Origin of the sequence: Paenibacillus sp. CR_12 (assembly GCF_041953985.1) — a bacterium.
In the GTDB taxonomy this organism is placed as follows: Bacteria; Bacillota; Bacilli; order Paenibacillales; family Paenibacillaceae; genus Paenibacillus_AQ; species Paenibacillus_AQ lautus_A.
Genome location: NZ_JAVFHO010000002.1, coordinates 777,874 through 796,142 on the forward strand (window position 1 = coordinate 777,874; position 18,269 = coordinate 796,142).

General features: G+C 50.0%; 16 protein-coding genes. 3 read left to right on the plus strand and 13 right to left on the minus strand.

Translation table 11 applies throughout. The features are described from left to right. Positions 1 to 20 precede the first annotated feature (20 nt). The 5 genes from RB297_RS07120 to RB297_RS07140 form a co-directional block, all read right to left on the minus strand. Positions 21 to 653 (minus strand): YdcF family protein, encoded by a 633-nt coding sequence (locus RB297_RS07120; RefSeq protein WP_096774203.1) that lies wholly within the window; start codon positions 651 to 653, stop codon positions 21 to 23. A 146-nt stretch (positions 654 to 799) separates the two neighbouring features. Further along, a complete protein-coding gene (locus tag RB297_RS07125; RefSeq protein WP_096774204.1) occupies positions 800 to 3,346 on the minus strand; it encodes a diguanylate cyclase domain-containing protein in 2,547 nt (848 codons plus the stop codon). A 101-nt stretch (positions 3,347 to 3,447) separates the two neighbouring features. Then, complete coding sequence (locus RB297_RS07130; protein ID WP_096774205.1) at positions 3,448 to 3,969, minus strand: GNAT family N-acetyltransferase; 522 nt, start codon at positions 3,967 to 3,969, stop codon at positions 3,448 to 3,450. A 189-nt stretch (positions 3,970 to 4,158) separates the two neighbouring features. Next, complete coding sequence (locus RB297_RS07135) at positions 4,159 to 4,629, minus strand: DinB family protein (RefSeq protein ID WP_251496825.1); 471 nt, start codon at positions 4,627 to 4,629, stop codon at positions 4,159 to 4,161. 127 nt (positions 4,630 to 4,756) lie between these two features. Beyond that, positions 4,757 to 5,671: a LysR family transcriptional regulator gene (locus RB297_RS07140; protein WP_375120126.1), complete on the minus strand. Its 915-nt coding sequence runs from the start codon at positions 5,669 to 5,671 to the stop codon at positions 4,757 to 4,759. Between the two features lie 375 nt (positions 5,672 to 6,046). On the opposite strand from RB297_RS07140, the gene RB297_RS07145 reads away from it, so the two are divergent. After that, positions 6,047 to 7,267: a peptidase gene (locus RB297_RS07145; RefSeq protein ID WP_375120127.1), complete on the plus strand. Its 1,221-nt coding sequence runs from the start codon at positions 6,047 to 6,049 to the stop codon at positions 7,265 to 7,267. Positions 7,268 to 7,362: 95 nt separating this feature from the next. Here RB297_RS07145 and RB297_RS07150 read toward each other — a convergent pair whose 3' ends face one another. Next, positions 7,363 to 8,082: a YebC/PmpR family DNA-binding transcriptional regulator gene (locus tag RB297_RS07150; protein WP_009596040.1), complete on the minus strand. Its 720-nt coding sequence runs from the start codon at positions 8,080 to 8,082 to the stop codon at positions 7,363 to 7,365. Between the two features lie 338 nt (positions 8,083 to 8,420). Between RB297_RS07150 and RB297_RS07155 the strand changes: the two genes are divergently transcribed. Further along, positions 8,421 to 9,629, plus strand: coding sequence for an MFS transporter (locus RB297_RS07155; protein ID WP_083775418.1), 1,209 nt, complete (start codon positions 8,421 to 8,423; stop codon positions 9,627 to 9,629). Between the two features lie 144 nt (positions 9,630 to 9,773). Here RB297_RS07155 and cysI read toward each other — a convergent pair whose 3' ends face one another. Together cysI and RB297_RS07165 are read right to left on the minus strand one after the other, a co-directional pair. Then, entirely contained in the window at positions 9,774 to 11,498 is a 1,725-nt protein-coding gene (gene cysI, locus RB297_RS07160; protein WP_096774211.1) for an assimilatory sulfite reductase (NADPH) hemoprotein subunit, read from the minus strand. Positions 11,499 to 11,534: 36 nt separating this feature from the next. Further along, positions 11,535 to 13,373 carry an assimilatory sulfite reductase (NADPH) flavoprotein subunit gene (locus RB297_RS07165; protein WP_375120128.1) on the minus strand — a complete coding sequence of 613 codons (1,839 nt, stop codon included), beginning with the start codon at positions 13,371 to 13,373 and terminating at the stop codon, positions 11,535 to 11,537. Between the two features lie 241 nt (positions 13,374 to 13,614). On the opposite strand from RB297_RS07165, the gene cdaS reads away from it, so the two are divergent. After that, entirely contained in the window at positions 13,615 to 14,232 is a 618-nt protein-coding gene (gene cdaS / locus RB297_RS07170) for a sporulation-specific diadenylate cyclase CdaS (RefSeq protein WP_096774213.1), read from the plus strand. A 156-nt stretch (positions 14,233 to 14,388) separates the two neighbouring features. On the opposite strand, the gene bshB2 is transcribed toward cdaS, so the two are convergent. The 5 genes from bshB2 to RB297_RS07195 form a co-directional block, all read right to left on the minus strand. Continuing rightward, the gene (bshB2, locus tag RB297_RS07175; protein WP_096774214.1) at positions 14,389 to 15,045 is read right to left on the minus strand and encodes a bacillithiol biosynthesis deacetylase BshB2; all 657 of its coding nucleotides are present in this window, start codon (positions 15,043 to 15,045) and stop codon (positions 14,389 to 14,391) included. Between the two features lie 22 nt (positions 15,046 to 15,067). Beyond that, a complete protein-coding gene (locus RB297_RS07180) occupies positions 15,068 to 15,412 on the minus strand; it encodes a YojF family protein (protein WP_015735930.1) in 345 nt (114 codons plus the stop codon). Positions 15,413 to 15,514: 102 nt separating this feature from the next. After that, on the minus strand, positions 15,515 to 16,006 hold the full coding sequence (locus RB297_RS07185; RefSeq protein WP_192571500.1) for a 2-thiouracil desulfurase family protein: 492 nt from the start codon (positions 16,004 to 16,006) through the stop codon (positions 15,515 to 15,517). Positions 16,007 to 16,191: 185 nt separating this feature from the next. Next, complete coding sequence (locus RB297_RS07190; RefSeq protein ID WP_096774594.1) at positions 16,192 to 16,986, minus strand: helix-turn-helix transcriptional regulator; 795 nt, start codon at positions 16,984 to 16,986, stop codon at positions 16,192 to 16,194. Between the two features lie 191 nt (positions 16,987 to 17,177). Then, positions 17,178 to 18,266, minus strand: coding sequence for a Gfo/Idh/MocA family protein (locus tag RB297_RS07195; RefSeq protein ID WP_375120129.1), 1,089 nt, complete (start codon positions 18,264 to 18,266; stop codon positions 17,178 to 17,180). Positions 18,267 to 18,269 lie beyond the last annotated feature (3 nt).

Below are 18,269 nucleotides of genomic sequence, written 5' to 3' on the forward strand. Positions count from 1 at the left end.
ACTGCGCATTATCGGATCTTTTATCGAAGGGGTTTCGCCAGATGATAACCGATATAATAAAAGACCTCTCTGCATAAAAAGGGGAGCTTGCTTCTTACGCTTTGGTAAACGCTCCGTGACGAGGGAGAAGGATTGGCTTCGAGACCCATATCTTCAGCCATCGCCATCGCCCGCTTCATGTGCAGCGGATCGCTCACGATAATATATGAGGACAGCCCTGCCGCATCGCCTATCTTGTTGGCATAATACAGGTTTTGCTCGGTGATCGTCGAACTCGTCTCTACCAGGATGTCCCTCTCCGGAACGCCGTGTTCGATGGCATATTGTTTGGCCGCTTCCGATTCGGCTACTTCCTCTTCGGACCCGCGTCCCCCTGTAAAAATGAGCTTGTCTACGTATTGTTGATCATACAGCCATAACGCATGATCGATGCGCCCCTGAAACACAGGCGAAGGTCTCCCCTCCCATACTGCTGCACCCAGAACGATCGCTGCATCGGAGGGAATATTCACCGTTCGCCCTGCATATTTCCAAATCGTGTATCCCACATTAATCGAATAAACCAGCATGATGGCTATCAGTCCCAGCAAAACTCTCAACAAGACGCGCTTTCTTCTGCTTCCTGCTTTCCGCGGCTGCATCAATCGGGTCATGCAACACCTCCAACTTCCACTCGTTCAACTCCAGTCTTCATTTTAGCATCATATGTACAGGGATATAATACAGCAAAGAAGCCTGCAGCTCCATAATGGAGCTGCAGGCTTTTGATTATCCAACTTCCTCTTGGTTCCAACGGACATCAATCCGTTTCATATCCATATAGCGTGACTCTGTTCTTCCCCTTGCTCTTGGCAATATGCATGGCTTTTTCCGTTTCGTCAGTCAAATGGGAAAGACTCAGCATGGAGGTGGGCGTTAGGCAAGCCGCTCCTACGCTTACCGTCATAAATCCGTCTTCCTCCGTTCGGTCCTTGGGGATGCTGAGCGCCAGGACGCCTTGACGTATCTTCTCGGCCACTTCATAGGTTTGGTCGGGATCGGTATCTTTGATCTTCAATATAAAGGTTCCGCCGCCGTAACGCGAAATGGCCGCTCCATAGTATTCGCCTATGATTTTCAGTGCGTCGGCAATCCATTGCAAACATAAATCGCCGCCATATAGACCATGAAGCGTGTTATACACCCGGAAATCATCGATATCGACCATCAGCAAGGCCAGAGAAACCTGGTTCTGAACGCTTTCCTCCCAATCCGTCGCCAATTCTTTTTCGAAAGTAGCCGGATTGGGCAGTTCGGTCAACGGATCTGTTGTCACGTAGCTCTGAAGCTGGTTCAATACATCGGAATATACGCGATCGGGGCCTCCATCCGGGGTACCTTCTCTCAAAATGACCATAATGGACGATTTGCGTCCCTGATGAATGGCTGCCAGCATATATTCAAGCTCCATCCTCTTTCCATCCAGCGTATCAAACCAGCCGCTGCCGGAAACGAGCTGGGCCTGATTCTGATCCATCCGTTTGATTTGCTCTCTTAGACCCATGCGGGAACCATCGCTAGCCAAGGTGTATATTTCAAGCTGGAGCAGTTCCTCCGGCCTCGTTGCGCCAAACAGCGTCTCGGCCCGCGAATTGCAATACACGATGGTTCCCGCCGTTGTCAGTGACAAGAAGGCTACGGGGGAGTGGCCCATAAGCTGCAAATACCGCTCCTCGTTCTCCCTGAATATGCGTGCATTTTGAATGGCCTGTTCTTTGGCTTGTCTTAATTGAAAATCGGTTTGCTTGCGGACAATCGATTTCAATTGGGGGAGAACGCTTAATTCCTGAGCCTTCCATGAGTATGAAGTGCCCTCCACCACCTGCCTCCATTTTTCGAACGATTTTCGAGGGGATAAACGCATTTTATCCTCTTCTTGTATAACGGCTTTGGCCGGATCGCCAGCCCAATCCACGATTTCAACAACCTCCGGCCTGAACCACACGACATAGTTTTGTTGACCTGGCGACAGGGCGAGATACAATACGCCGGAGGCCGCACCCTTGAATGCTTTGGCAGGCTCATACTCTGCGCTGAGTTTCGAGCTGTGGTACGTATAATCCTCTGCTTGGGCGGATAACCAGCCGGCCAGCTCCATGACTTGCTTCGAAGTGGGCGTCGTGCCGTACAGCATCAAATTGTCCTGGTAATAGACGGCGGCACCGGTAGCGCTCATTAAATCCAGCAGGCCCTGCTCTTCGGTCTCAAGCTGCTCAAGCACCTGATAGACATCGGTGTTGCCGATGAAAATTTCGGTAAAACGGGCGGATAAAATTCGAAGCCTGAGCTCGGTTTGGTAATCGTCGAGCTGCTGGCGTTGATACAGTTCGTTGGAGAAAAAGGATCCCAGAAAATTGCACAAGTTGCGGGTGCGGTGAGATACGTATTTTCGGCTGTAGTGATGGCAGGTGATTAATCCCCATAACTGGTTGTCATGGATAAGGGAGATCGTGGTTGTCGCGCCGACCCCCATATTATGAAGGTACTCAATATGAAGCGGCGACACGCTGCGAAGAACGGATAAACTTAGGTTCAGCGGCTTTCCGGTCAAAGGCTGCACGGTAGGGATGATCTCGACCGGCGCATAACCCACGTCAACAATCGTACGCAGCCAATTTCTCAAATACAGTTCACGGGCTTGCCGAGGAATATCCGATGCCGGATAATGATGGCCCAGGAAGGATTCCAGCCCTTGCTCTTTGGCTTCGGCAATCACTTTTCCGTTCCAGTGATCATCGAATTCATACAGCATCACACGGTCATAACCCAGAATGTCCTTTACGAGCTCGCAAGCCACTTGACTTGCTTCAACCCGATTCTCGGTTCGTTTCATCCGACTGAAAAAAGTCTGGATCCATTCAAAATCATCCGTAAAGGGCACGGTATCTTCCGAAACCGGCTCCAGTTCCAGCAGAATCAGCCCTTCGCTTTCGTGAAGAATTCCGATAAACTCAATCGGCTCATCGGCAACCGAAATCGTAAGATTGATATATTGTAAGTCCGGTGTCGCTATTGCTTGAAGGTCTCGGCGAATCATAAGCTCAAATTGCGTTTTTCCGATAAGCTCCTCAAGGCTCTGTCCCAAAAGGGATTCGGCGCTGATCCCGAGCAGCTGCTCCGTATTTCGGCTGCACTGCGCGATCCTGAAATCGTCGATAGGATTAATGGCAAGCAGTACGCCATGGGGCTGAATGTATCCTGGAATGTGAATAGGTTCTTTTTCGCAATTGGTCAGGTCGATCGGTTCATCCGTTACATAATCGCCCTCCGTCAGTAACTTTCGATTAAGTGCATCCTGTTCAGTCATTGCTTATCAACTTCCCTTATTCACAGATTTAAAACCAAATGCCCAATGCATCTCATTGTTATAAAGAGATACATTGGGCACAGCATATTATAACAACAGGTCTATGAAATTGTACGCCATTCAGACTCTAGGATAGCATAGTAATACTCATCCCACCAAACTTCGCCTCGAGGGATACACTGCCTAAAGCAGCCTTCTCTCCTCATGCCAAGCTTCTCCATCACCTTATACGAAGGCGTGTTCTCTGGCTGGCATGTCGCGATGATCCGGTGTATTCCCAATGCTTCAAAGCCATACTGAAGCAAGGCTCCGGCGGCTTCCGTAGCATACCCCATACCGTGGTAGGCTGAATGAAAGACCCAGCCGATCTCGTAAGTATGTTCGCCAAAGCAGGGATGAAACACCATGTGTCCGATCACGCGTTGTTCCTTTTGCAGCATGACGGCATAATGATGCGCCTGCCCGCCCTTGTTCTGCTCCAGAAATTCCTTCACCGTCTCTTCCGTATGGACCGGCTCCGGCATGTAAAACATCACCAAGGGATCGGATGTATATTGAAGAACATCCTGCCAATCTCCTGGTTCAAATTCGCGAATCACTAATCTTTCGGTAACGATATGCATTTGCCCGACTCCTCTTCAAGTTGTATTTCCGTGTCCTCTCTGCTCACACTTCAATACAGGGACAAATGCGATTCGCCGTTCATCCTTATCTTTGTCTTTCTTGATAACGCCGGGTCACCCTCTTTCATGCTGCAGGCTGTTTATACTTTATTCGACTTTATGTATGAAACCCCTTCATAAATTGTAAAATTACTGGGTATTTTGTCTTAATATCGATTTGATTTTATCAAAATGCATGCCTTCATGATATAAGCAGAAGCTTAAGAATTCTTCTATCTTGGATAACTTTAAACCTTTGGATGTCGTGTAGGGAGACAAGACGGTATCTTGCAGATGTGTTGTGTACCTCTGTTCGATCCACTGGACTTGACCTTCAAGCCGTTCGATAAGTTCGCTCATGGAAGGCCATGAAGCGTTGATCTCCCTTGGTTTGGAGCCCGTCTGGAACAGCTCGGTATAATGCTCGGGGAGGTGCATGGTCTCGCCATTCACGCCGAACGTAAACCGTTCCAGCGTCAAATAGATATGTCCTGCATTCCACTTCACGTGGTTGTTCATTCCGCTCGGAATCCATTCCGCCATATCATCCGGGATATCTCTTACAAGATTCAAGGTTTGTGCACGTACAAATTCCAAATGTTCAAAAAGGTATGGTCGCATGTACCTCGCTCCTTCAATCTGATCTAGCATCCGCTTAACCGAGTGTACCCTATATAATAAAAAAGGAATAATACCGATTACGCTTCGTTTCATAAAAAAAATGGATGAATCAGGCGCGAGCCGTTCATCATCCATGGATATCGTAGTGTCTTTCGCGGATATCCGCCTGGATATAGGAAATAAAAGAACGGATGTGTGCGGGTATCGCTTCTAGCTTTTTGGTACACACCCGTATGGGATGCGGGATCGTTACGCCTGTTACCTTTACCTTGCTAAGTTCGCCGGAAGCCAGCTCTGCCTTGATGGATAGAGCCGGGACCAGGGCAGCCCCGTAACCCGCTTTAACCGCCTCAATGGTTTCGTTCAACCCCTCGATCGTGATGGAGGAACGAGGTCCCCGGATGCCTAAGGCCTCAATCAGAGACATTAACTGTTTTCGTGTGTAACTCCCTTCCTCCCTCAGCACAAAAGGCTCCTCCATAAGCTCGAATCGAGTAACTTCTCTGCCGGCTAGGCGATGAATTGCGGGTACGGCAAAAATCAATTCGTCCTCCATAATCGTAAAGGACTCAATGACCTCGTCTTCTATGGACCAACTGCCGCAAACGATCGAGATATGTACCGAATGATCCCGTAATCGCTGCAGCGCTGTGTTGGAATTCCCTTTCTGTAGCTCCACATCCATGCGTGGATTCTGTTGTTTATATCCAACCAGCCATCCGGGAAGCAAGGCGGTCTCCGGCAGCTCCGTCGCACATATCCGCAAACTTCCCTCCCGGCCAGATTTAATGGCTTGCATCATGTCTTCCATCTCGGCTTCCATCGCAAATAACCGCTGGGAATGCGCGGCCAACGCTTCACCGGCTTCTGTCAATTGAATATTGCGCCCATTCGCCTCAATCAATTTCAAGCCGAGTTCCCGCTCCAGATTGCGGATTTGGGCGGTAACGGCCGGTTGGCTTAACATTAGATTGCCGGCCGATTTCGTAATGCTTCCCGTTTTGGACACATCATTAAATATGCGGAGTGCATGAAGATTCATGGTTCCATCCCTCGATTCTTGAACGATTCACTGTGATAAAGAAGGCTTCCGATAAGGTTTGATCGGTTAACGACATCCCGACTGGTGTCAGCGAGTATTTCATTCTATCATGCGGATTACAATAACCATAGGCAAGCCTGAACTTTCGTTCGTCAGCTTGCACAAATCTGTCACGTGCTCCAAGTTCATATGTTCCATGGCTGCCCCCGTCTTCTAGTTAAATAACGGAATCGTTCAGCATGTTTTTCCGCCCGTGCTGCAACATTTCTACAGATCTCCCGTCTATAGAGGTGCAGCAAGTACATTTTACCAATTCGCGCATGGCTTGGCTGTATCCTAGCCTTTAGGATAATCTACACTTGGAGGATACCTATCATGAACAAAATCTACAAAGTATTAACAACCGCTACAATTCTGGCGATGGCAGCACTGCCGGCAGCCGCTAATGCACAGGACGCCCCTCCTGCTTCAGTCCATACGGGGCAAGGCAGCATCGTGAATCAGGCAAAGAAAAGCGTTCCTGGAACCATGGGTTATATAACGGAATACGTAAACGATAAAACGGGCAAATGGATTACGGTCACCGGCCGCGGTCTCGGTGCCACCGATCAACAAGAAATCAAGCTATCCATTTCCAAGGACACTAAAATCATCGATGCCAAAGGAAACAAAGTCCAACTCCAAACGATTGTGGACAAGAACAAAGCAATTAAAGCCTTCTATGGCCCGAATATCACCAAGAGTCTGCCTGCTCAAGGCTCAGCGCTTACGATCATCGTTCAGGATAAAGACTTTGCGGGTATTGATGGAACCATCGCTGAGGTAACCAAGCAAGGCATTCTGGTGGAGGGTACCAATCTGTACAACGACAGTGAAGAGACTATCCTGCTTCATCTGGATCCAAAAGCGACAATCATCAATGCAGACGGCAGCAAGCTCAATGCGGGTGGCCTGGAAGCCGGCATGAGCATTCGCGCTTTCTACGGACCTTATGTGGCGTTAAGCATGCCGCCTCAATCGTCAACCAACTACATTCGGGTTCAAGCCCAAGCAGAAGAGCCTGTACAAGAAGAAGCTGCCGGCACGAACGGAATCATTACGGACAAGGCAGATAACAAAATCACCGTCATGGGTCAGGCACTGGAGTCGGGCGGCGTCAATTACGTCATCCTTACCGTAGACGAAAATACGGAGATCGTCGATGCGAAGGGTAAACCGCTGACGGCTGAAGCTTTGAAAGCAGATCTCCGCATCGAGGCCTATTACAGCCAAGTGATGACCCTGATTTATCCTGCCCGGACTCACGCTGATAAGATCGTGGTTTCGGAAACGACCGCTCCCAAAATCGAAGGCACCGTTGCAGCATCCGACCGCACGACCAAAGACCAGCTGTATATCAATGTAGGCTCCGACCAATCAACGGAGAATGACGTCATTCTTAACGTTACCGAAGACACGCAAGTGATTGCGGGGCTCAGCACGGAATCGGAACTGAAACCAGGTGCGAAAGTCGTAGCCTACCACTCGCCTATCATGACCAAGTCCATTCCAGCCATCACCTCGGCCGATGTCATCATTGTTCAATCCGGCCAATAAGGGTTAATCCAAAATAATAGCTATGCAGCAAAAAACCATCGTACGCAGGACTCCTGAATACGATGGTTTTTTAATAGGATATCGATCCGTATCAACTATTCCTCAAACTCCACGTTGTGATAGACTTGCTGAACATCCTCAAGGTCTTCCAGTGCGTCGATCAGCTTCTCGAACTGCGCCTGTCCTTCTTCCGGCAGGGACACAAAATTCTGTGCCAGCATCGTCAGCTCGGCAACGGTAAAGTCCGTTATGCCAGCAGCTTTGAATGCTTCCTGAACCGCATGGAACTGATCCGGTTCAGCGTAAACGATCACAGCTTCTTCCTCTTCCAAGATGTCGCGGACATCCAGGTCGGCTTCGAGCAGCAGATCCATGACTTCCTCTGCCGTCTTTCCTTCCACTCCGATAACGGCGGTTGGATCAAACATATAGGACACCGAACCGCTGACGCCCATATTGCCCCCGTTCTTGTTAAAGGCAGAGCGCACGGCAGGCGCCGTCCGATTGACGTTGTTTGTCAATGCATCCACGATGATCATCGATCCGTTCGGACCGAAGCCTTCATAACGAAGCTCTTCATAGTTCTCGTCCCCGCTGCCCTTGGCTTTATCCAGGGCGCGGTCAATGATCGCTTTCGGCACATTGTATGTTTTGGCACGCTCTAGTACAACCTTCAGCGCACGGTTGGATTCAGGATCCGGCTCGCCTTTTTTGGCGGCAACATAAATTTCCACACCGAATTTCGCGTATACGCGACTTGTATTAGCATCCTTGGATGCTTTCTTTTCCTTAATATTATTCCATTTACGGCCCATACGTTTCGACTCTCTTTCATCATTGAATCTGAAGCCGGTATTCAATAAATACCCCTGTCCATTATATCTCTATTAAGTCCCTTGAACAAGGTTAAGAGCGTAGATCCGGAAAATAGACACATACCCGTAATAATCATCAGGTTCGAAGGTACTTCAAGCGCATGATCCAATGCGGGAAGTGCCTTTTTGGAGAGCGATTTATAGACAACACAAAATATATGTTGATTATTTATAGACAAAATATTATTATGTCTATGTATTAATCAACGAAATGCGCATTCGCTTGTTTTTTACGATGTCCGGCCTGCACAATGCAGGTCACGAAAGGAGAATCATTCATGATGCTTAACAACCCGTATGTCCGAACCGTTGTGTTCTCACGCGTACTCTTGAACCTCGGCATTTGGGTCCGCAACTTCGCCATTCTGTTATACGTTACGGACATGACAGGCAATAATCCTGTGTATGTATCTCTCATATCCGTAGCCGAATTTGCCCCTATTTTCTTGTTTGCCTTCATCGGCGGTACTTTCGCGGACCGCTGGCGTCCTAAACGTACCATGGTCCGTTCGGATGTTTTGTCCGCGTTATCGGCATTTCTCGTGCTGATCGCCGTTCATAACGGGTCGTGGCAGGCATTGCTGGTACTCACGTTCTTCTCTGCCACCGTGTCACAATTTTCCCAGCCCTCGGCGATGAAGCTGTTCAAACAGCATGTGCCCGCTGAACAGCTGCAATCCGTAATGGCCATGTTTCAATCCATGGTTGCCTTCTTTACGGTCATCGGCCCGATCGCAGGCGCATTTGTATACCAGAAGTACGGCATTGAAATATCGCTGATCGCCACAGGCGCCCTATTTCTGGGTTCTGGCTTGATTCTGACTTTATTGCCTCGCGATATGCTGGAAGAGACACAATCCAAGCACCAGAATCTCCAGCAAGAACTTATCGAAGGCCTTCGTTATGTATGGAGTAATCAAACGCTCCGAACACTAGGTGCGACCTTCGCCGCCGCTGGCTTGGCATCGGGACTTATCCAGCCGCTCGCGATTTTTGTGACGATTGAGAACCTCGGGCAGGATAAATCATTCTTGCAATGGCTGTTAACCGTCAATGGGGCGGCGATGCTGGTCGGAGGGGGATTCGTCATGGCATTTGCCAAGAAAATAACCCCTCAAACCTTACTGGCTCTCGGACTGACCGTTAGTGCTATCGGAAACCTCGGTATCGGCTGGTCAACAAACATCATGTTTACGCTGCTGCTTCTGGTGCTTAACGGATTCTTCTACCCCGCCATCCACATTGGAATCAACACCCTGATCCTAAACAATGCGGAGGGGCCATATATTGGTCGGGTGGGCGGCGCGCTTACCCCGATCTTTATGGGCATGATGGTGCTGGGCATGTCGCTGGGAGGATTGCTCAAAGACCAGCTGTCCCTGTTCTTCGTCTATGCGGTCAGTGCACTCTTGCTCCTCACAGGATCGGCGTTGCTGATCCCATTATTTAAAAAGAAAACGAGCACGGCCGGCGTATTGGAGCAATGAGCAGCGAAAAAGAGCCGCCTCCCATTTCGAGAGGCGGCTCTTTGGTTTGAAATATGGGGCGAGACGGACAATGAGGTGCGATGAACGTAACAAACCGGAGTTCTTCTTTAAGAAGGGCTCCGGTTTGTTAATAACTTAGTAGAATTACGCGTGAAATTGTTGACCGTCCAATACTTCCTTCACGTAACCGGCGCGAATGACATAATCGCCCAAGCGCTCGCCGATCTCGCGTTCTTCTGCGTACTGCTTCATGATCTGGCGAAGGGAGTCCAGAATCTCAGCCTCCCCGATGTTCTCTTTATAAAGCTTGTTCAGCCGGTGTCCGGAGAATCCGCCGCCCAGGTACATATTGTATTTGCCCGGTGCCTTACCGATAAACGCGATTTCGGCCAGCATCGGTCTGGCACAGCCGTTCGGGCATCCTGTCATTCGAATGACGATGTCCTCTTCGCTCAGTCCGTTCTCTTCCAGGATCGGATCGATTTTATCCAATAGCGTCGGCAAATATCGCTCGGATTCGGCCATGGCCAATCCACAAGTCGGCAAGGCTACGCATGCCATGGAATTTCTGCGCAGCGCAGAATAATGATGGCCGTCCGTCAGCCCGTAACGCTTGATGAGTTCTTCAATCTTCTTCTTTTTGTGGCTGCTGATATTGGCAATGATCAGATTCTGATTGGCCGTCAATCGAAAATCGCCATTATGGATTTGGGCGATTTCGCGAAGACCCGTCATCAGCAGGTAATCGGCATCGTCTTTCACGCGCCCGTTCTGGATGAACAGCGTGAAATGCCATTTGCCGTTGCTGCCTTTTACCCAGCCGTAACGATCGCCGTTATGATCGAAATGGAACGGCTTTGCCTCCTCCAGCTTCCATCCCAGACGGCTGGTCAGCTCGTTAACGAACCAATCGATTCCGCGGTCATCAATCGTATATTTGAAACGAGCATGCTTGCGCACTGCGCGGTCTCCGTAATCACGCTGAATCGTCACCGTTTTCTCGGCCAAGTCCACGATCTGCTCGGGTTTGCAGAATCCGATGACTTTCCCCACTTGAGGATAGGTTAGCGGATCACCGTGCGTCATTCCCATGCCGCCGCCTACCGAGACGTTAAAGCCTTTTAATTTGCCGTCCTCCACGATCGCTATGAAGCCGAGGTCCTGGGAATAAACATCGACATCGTTGGAAGGCGGCACGGCCATCCCAATCTTGAATTTCCGCGGCAGGTACACCGGGCCGTAGATCGGCTCCTGTTCCTCTCCATTCTGCGTGCTGTCCACGATCTTCTCGCCGTCAAGCCAAATCTCATGATACGCACGCGAACGCGGATCGAGATGACTGCTGAGCATGCGTGCCCATTCGTATACCTCCGAATGAATTTCGGATTGATCGGGGTTCGGATTGCACATGACATTACGGTTAACGTCACCGCAAGCGGCCAACGTGCTAAGCATGGCTTCATTGACTTCTTTAATGGTGCTCTTCATATTCCACTTCAATACACCGTGGAGCTGGAAGGATTGACGCGTTGTCAATCGAATCGTGCCGTTTGCATACTTCTGGGCTACGCGGTCCATCATCAGCCATTGCTCCGGCGTGACGACACCGCCCGCTGCGCGTACGCGCAGCATGAACTGATAAGCGGGCTCCAGCTTTTGCTTGTGCCGTTCGTTTCGCAAGTCCCGGTCGTCCTGCATATAGCTGCCGTGGAATTTCATCAATCGGTTATCGTCTTCGGGAATCGATGCCGTAATGCGATCCTCCAATGTTTCTACAAGACTGCCCCGCAGATAATTGCTTCGACGCTTGATGTCCTCGACATCGCTATGCGGCGCACTATTCGGTGATACAAGGTTATTATCAGACATGTTCCTTTTCTCCTCTCGAAAACCACAGGGATGACCTCAATACACATCCCGCTGATAACGTTTCTGTTGCTGCATGAGCGTCAGATATTCCGCAGCTTCTTCCGGACTCATCCCGCCTTCATGTTCAAGAATGGACCCCAGGGCGGAGTGCACGTCATGAGCCATCTTTTTCTCATCGCCGCAGACATATACGCAAGCCCCTTCTTGGAGCCACTGGTACAGCTCCTTGCTGTTCTCCAGCATCCGGTGCTGCACGTACACTTTCTTGTCCGTATCCCGTGAGAAGGCAACATCCATGCGAGTCAACACCCCATCCTTCAACCAGCGCTGCCACTCGATCTGGTAGAGGAAGTCCGTCGTGAAATGCTGATCGCCGTAGAACAGCCACGATTTCCCTTCTGCGCCCGTCTCTTCCCGTTCCCCCAGGAAAGCCCGAAAAGGGGCCACGCCCGTGCCGGGTCCAATCATAATAATCGGGGTGCCCGGATTCTCGGGGAGTTTAAAGTTCGGGTTATGCTGAATGTATACCGGCAATGTATCGCCAGCTTCCAGTCGTTCTGCCAATTGTACCGAGCACACCCCGTAGCGGTTGCGGCCGTGTGCTTCATAGCGGACCGTACGAACGGTGACATGGACTTCATCCGGAAACGCTTTGGAGCTGCTTGCGATCGAGTACAGACGAGCCGGAATCCTGCGCAGAATGGATACAAAATCGCTTGCCGCCACTTGCTGCAGCCCATAATCCTGTACCAGATCCAGCAAATCCCGTTCCTCGATATAGGCACGAAGTTCCTGCTCATGTCCAGGCTCCAGCAGTTTCCGAAGCCCTTCGCTCCCCGACAGCTTAGCCGCCTGTTCAATCAGAGGTTTCGTGAGAACCGTGATTTCATAATGACGGAGCAAGGCATCCCGCAGCGTCCGCGCTTCGCCACTTTTGTTCACAACGACCGCTTCGTCTGCATTCCATCCCATTTCAGCGATGAGATCATCTACCAGCTGCGGATGATTTTCCGGATAGATGCCTAAACTGTCGCCAGGCTCATACTGCAGATTCGATCCTTCAAGCGATATTTCGATATGACGGGTTTCCCGGTCAGACCCTCTTCCGTTCAAATTCAAATTTTCGAGGATCTCGGCTTGAAACGGATTGCTTCTCGAATATTCCGATTCCGTACTGTCGGTCAGGGCTACCGCGCTTACATGTTCAACAGCAGACGATCCCGCTCCGGCCTCATTCAACGATAGGAGGACCTGATTCATCCATTCCGCGGCCGATTCATCAAAATCCACGTCGCAGTCTACTCTTGGCGTCAGCCGCTTACCGCCCAGTTCCTCGAGGCGCTTGTCGAAATCTTTACCCGTTTGGCAGAAAAATTCATACGAGGTATCCCCCAGCGCCAGTACGGAATATTGAAGATTCTCCACCTGAGGTGCCCGCTTGCCATGCAGGAACTCATAAAATGGAATCGCGTTATCCGGCGGTTCGCCCTCTCCGTGCGTACTTACAATAATGAGGAGATTCTGTAATTTCTTCAGGTTGTTCGGCTTGAAATCGCTCATCGAGGACATGGTGACCTGCAATCCGACTTCTTCAAGCTTCTTCGATAACTTTTTCGATAATCCATGACCATTGCCCGTCTGAGACCCATATAGGACGGTGACTTCTTTAGGAGCTGACACGACCGGTACCGATACGGCTGCCGCCGCACTCGCTTGCGGTGAAGCAGTAACTGCCGCAGCGGCTGCCGTTCCCTGCAAAGCCGCGATAAAGCCGCTCAGCCACGTCCGCTGGGATTCCGTCAGTGTAGGCAGTAAGCGATTCAGCAATTCCACTTGTTCCTGATTAAAAGGACTGTTCGTTACTTGAAGTTCCAACAATATCCACCTCTCAAAAGCGCACATTATTAATTCCTACTATTGCGATACAATTAATTTTATTGCTCCTCTGAACCTATCACAGCTTACGGGACCGGTCAATTACAATGTTCTTATAGCATTTATCAGTTTTCCTGATAAATCGGTTTTCCCGACGTTTACTGGATAAAAGCAAGCCGAATTACGGAATATCGCCATCCCCGAATGGTAATGATACCAATGATAAGGAGGAAGACATCGGATGCACAATCAAGACTGCAATTTTACGCCGCTGAAACGCAAATTAAAGGAACAGCTTTCGGATATCACGGGCCACCTGCAGCAGGTTATCGTCAATTTGGATCGAGACGGCTCCTGCCTGCTAGGGGAGCTGGACTCGATACGAACCAAGTTCATGGAAGCCGAATCGATTTCATCAACGTATTATCTCAATTGTTTTCTCTTCCCCTTCACCAGCAAATATCAAGAAATCGCGAAATCTGTATACCATCTCAGCCAAAAAAATCTGGGTGCGTTAATTGTTATTCAACGCGAGGACGGCCTGGATTCCTTAATAACGCCCGGCATTCCCTTGTCGGCAGAAATCACGAGCCCCCTGCTTGAATCCATATTCGTTCCGGGCAGTCCGCTCCACGATGGAGCTGTGCTCGTGCGCAAAGATATGATTATTTCGGCTGCGAACGTGCTCCCGTTAACCGCCAAAACCTACGGGGATCGCAAGCTCGGAACCCGTCACCGTGCAGCCATAGGACTATCCGAGATCAGTGATGCCTTGGTCCTCGTTGTATCGGAAGAGACCGGGAGAACCTCCTTCTGTATGGAAGGCACAATGTATCCTTTATCCATCAGCAGCCCCTAGCATTGGCTGTTGATTCATTCTGCCTCCTAGAAGCAAATGAAGAGTAACCCTTCCTGACCGAAGCCGACATATCTCAGTAGACTAAACCTTGAAAAAAAAGAGCCGCAGATGCTGAGTCTGCGGCTCTTTTTATGGATCCAACCGATGATGGATCTTTTATGCAAAGGTATAGGTCCAGAAACGCTCCGTTCCGAAGCGCTGCTCCACTTCCTTGGCCTTCATCTGTTTCTTGCCAAGCAGCTCGGCTGCTTGGAATTGAGAGCGATGAGCTTGAATGGAGTTCAGCTTCTGCACCATAAACATGGATACGTCTTGGTAGACATCCGGTTTACCCAATTCCTGTTCACAGTTGTTGGAGAAAGCCAGACATTGGACCACGGGTCTTTCTTCGGACGGCATCCGACCAATCGTTCGAATGACGGCCGCGCCTGTTGCATCATGATCGGGGTGCACGCTGTAACCAGGGTAGAACGTGAACACCAGCGATGGCTTGATCTCCTGAAGCAGAGAAGCAATCACGCCGTCCAGTTTGTCCTGATCCTCGAACTCAATCGTTTTATCATGGAAACCAAGCAATCTCAGATCCTGTATGCCGATGGCTTTGCAGGATTCTTCCAGCTCCGCTTTGCGTATCGTTGGAAGCGTAATGCGATTCGCGAAGGGAGGAATGCCCATGTTGCGGCCCATTTCCCCCAGCGTTAAACACGCGTAGGTTACATGTGCGCCTTCAATAATATATTTAGCCAGCGTTCCGGACAAACCAAAAGCCTCGTCATCCGGATGCGGCAATACGACCAGTATGTTTTGCTCCATCGATCCTCGTCTCCTCTCTCTATTAAAAAGGTTCCCGGCTCAGCTGCAAAGCGACAACCAGTTTCCCCTGACTGTCATGACCCGCCATGATGAGCCGTTCGGTGTCCGTCTGCTCGAAGTGGGTGAGTCCTTCCGTATATACCCAGCCTTGGCCCATCTTCAATCCGACCCTGTAAGGTCCGTTGCCGGATATGGAACCATGACTGTAACGAATGGTTGCGTTCGTTATAAAATTAGCCGCCGGGTGTTTGGAGCTGTCATAATGGGCAGCATAGGCGCCTGTCGTCATCTCAAGATGGATATATAAATCCTGATCCTTCAATTTATCAATCATTTGCTGTACTTCAGTTTGATTTATGAGTTCCATATTTCCCTCCATATAAAGAATCACTTCGCCATAAGCAGTCGATAGGATAATTCTATCATAATTATTGAGCAGGACGAAAACCCTCAAAACCGATGAACAAGATTATCTCTCGGCAAAGAGAGTTGCGTATTCCGGCTGTGCCGCATAAACGCTTAGCTCGTGCTCAGATATAACCGTATAGCCTTCCCGGCGCAGAAGAGCCGTAGTCACGCCATAACCGGCCTGTTTCACATTGTCAAATTCTCCGTTATAAATCATGGCACTTCCGCAGGAAGGACTTCCCTCTTTCAGGACGATCAGCAAGGCTCCAAGCTCTTGTGCCATTCGAAGAGCCTGGTATGCACCTTGGATATACATCTCGGTCACGTCTCTGCCCGATAGCTCCACCACTCTGGCTTTTCCCGCCAGTACATCATCCCCGTTCCCTCCAACGATTTCCGCAGGTTCTCGAGGGATGGTGAATCCACCCAGCAGTTCGGGACATACGGTTACGGCTTTCTTCGCTTCAACGAGCAGCTGAATATTCGTATCCATGCTGTCAGTCGCATTATAGCGAACTTTCATACCGGCTAAACATGAGCTTACAACAATCACAGATGCCACCTCAAATCTTTCGTTCATACAAACTTACAATCGAAGCCGTTCGCCCTCATTCAAGTATCATGAATCAGAACCCAAATGTCAACGAAATGCAATGAAGAGCTGCCGCTGCGTTCGGAAGCCCTTAATGCCAAAAGTGTATCCATTTTACGAACCAGACCGCTTCTCTCCATCATGACTCATCTCAGCATGGGAGCAACCCTCTTAAGGAAATGATTCATTAAAATCGGCAAGGAAATCAGAATCGGCGGATCATCCAGCCGGGGAACGTGGAGCGTAACATGAAGATGCGGCGTCCTGGCGTACGGCTTTACGATAACGGGCTCCTTTGAACGGGTACGCAGCGTAGTGGACTGAGGAAGCAGGAAATCGACCGCCTGCATGCCCCATGGGACCGAAGTAGCCATCAAATAATACGTGCCGGGTCTGACGTCGGTAAAACGAAAGGAGCCGACGGATGAAAGCAAAGTACCGTATAGGGGAAACCCTTCGGGGATCGGCTTGGCAAACAGCCCGATCAAAATCACGCCCTGAAAGGGAGCCGCGGCCTCGATCGTGCCTTCAACCGTCAAATCGGGATTATCTACCGGCATGGACTCGCGCCAGCTGTTCAGCTTCTGCAGGGCTAACAGATGCTCGTCGGCCTCCTCCTTCGAGTTCCGGAATTGCGAAGGGGTCACCCCCACCCTCTCCGTGAAGCGCGTCGTAAACGTCCCCAGACTCTGCTGGCCGATCTCCATGGCGATATCCCGTATGCTTAGATGCGTATGTAACAGCAAATCCTTTGCCTTCTCCAGGCGAAGCGATGAAACATAATATAACGGAGGCAGCCCGATTCGATCCTTGAATATACGCGAGAAGTGATATGGGCTGTACCCGATGTAATCCGCAAGCGTTGATAACGGGAGAGGCTCGTAAATATTCTTGTGAATATAAGCGATTACTTCATCGATTTCAGCATATCGATCAGTCATCAGGTCTGCACCATCTTTCATACCGGATATGTTATGTATGGATTCCAATTCATCTCTGTCGAAGAACAATTGTTCGCATTCATACTATCATATCCATTTAAAAAATGGAAGCATTTGCAATGCTATATTCACGAATTAAATAATTAAAATTGCAACTAAAAAGCCGCGCTGGTTGCACGGCTTTCATCATCTTAATCCATATCCGGAATATGGATTTCCACTTCTTTTTTGCTTTGGGAGGATCGCAGAATACCGTCCAGTATCGCTTGATTGCGAAGCACCTGCTCACCCGGAATCGGCGCCGGCTTGCCTTCGCGCACCGCGCTAACGAAATCCTTGATTTTCTCCTGGAATACATTCAGCTCATGGCTGATCAGCGGTATTGCGCTTTCGGTATGATGGCCCTGGATATCGTGGAACAAGGAAATCGATCCTACCTTCCCGTCCCATACACCGCTCCAAGGGCCTGAGCCTGCAGGCGTAATCTTCATGCCCGCATCCGTCCCAAGGAACATCGTTGCCCCGAGCGTATCCATATGCATAGCCCAGGATGTTTTAAAGTTAAGCACAAGGTCGCCTTCAAACCGAATGATGGCTACCCCGAAATCCTCTACGTTAAACGCCCCGGCTTCCGCATGGTATTTGGGATTCGTCCCGAAATAATTCGACGTATAAGCGGATACCGTTAATGGCTTGGGATATCCCAGGGCGTTCAGCGCCATGTCCAGGGAATAGCATCCGATGTCCGCCATAGCGCCTGCCCCGGCGATTTCCTGGCGTACAAAGGTGCCGCCTGGCATTCCCCGTCGGCGGCCGCCCCCGGTTTCCACATAGTACACTTTTCCAAGCTCGCCGTTCTGGATCAAATTCTTAATGATGCCCATGTTCGGGTCATATCGCGGCTGGAAGCCTACATTAAGCATAATCCCGGTCTTCTTCGAGATTTGAACCATCTCGATCGCTTCATCCAAAGTGACCGACATCGGTTTTTCAAGCATAACGTGTTTGCCCGCCGACAGCGCATCGATCGTTGTACGGTAATGAGCGACGTTCGGCGTACAGATGCTTACGCCGTCCAGGTCAAGATCCAACAATCTGCGGTGGTCATCGAATCCGATGGCTCCCTGCAATCCCCAGCGCTCAATAAACTGATCGGCTCTGCCGGGTAAAATATCAGCTACGGCAACAATTTGCACATCGTCAATTTGTTTATAGTACTTTGCATGCTCCCCCGCAATGCCGCCGCTTCCAATAATTCCAATTCGAATGGTTTTGCCCATGGC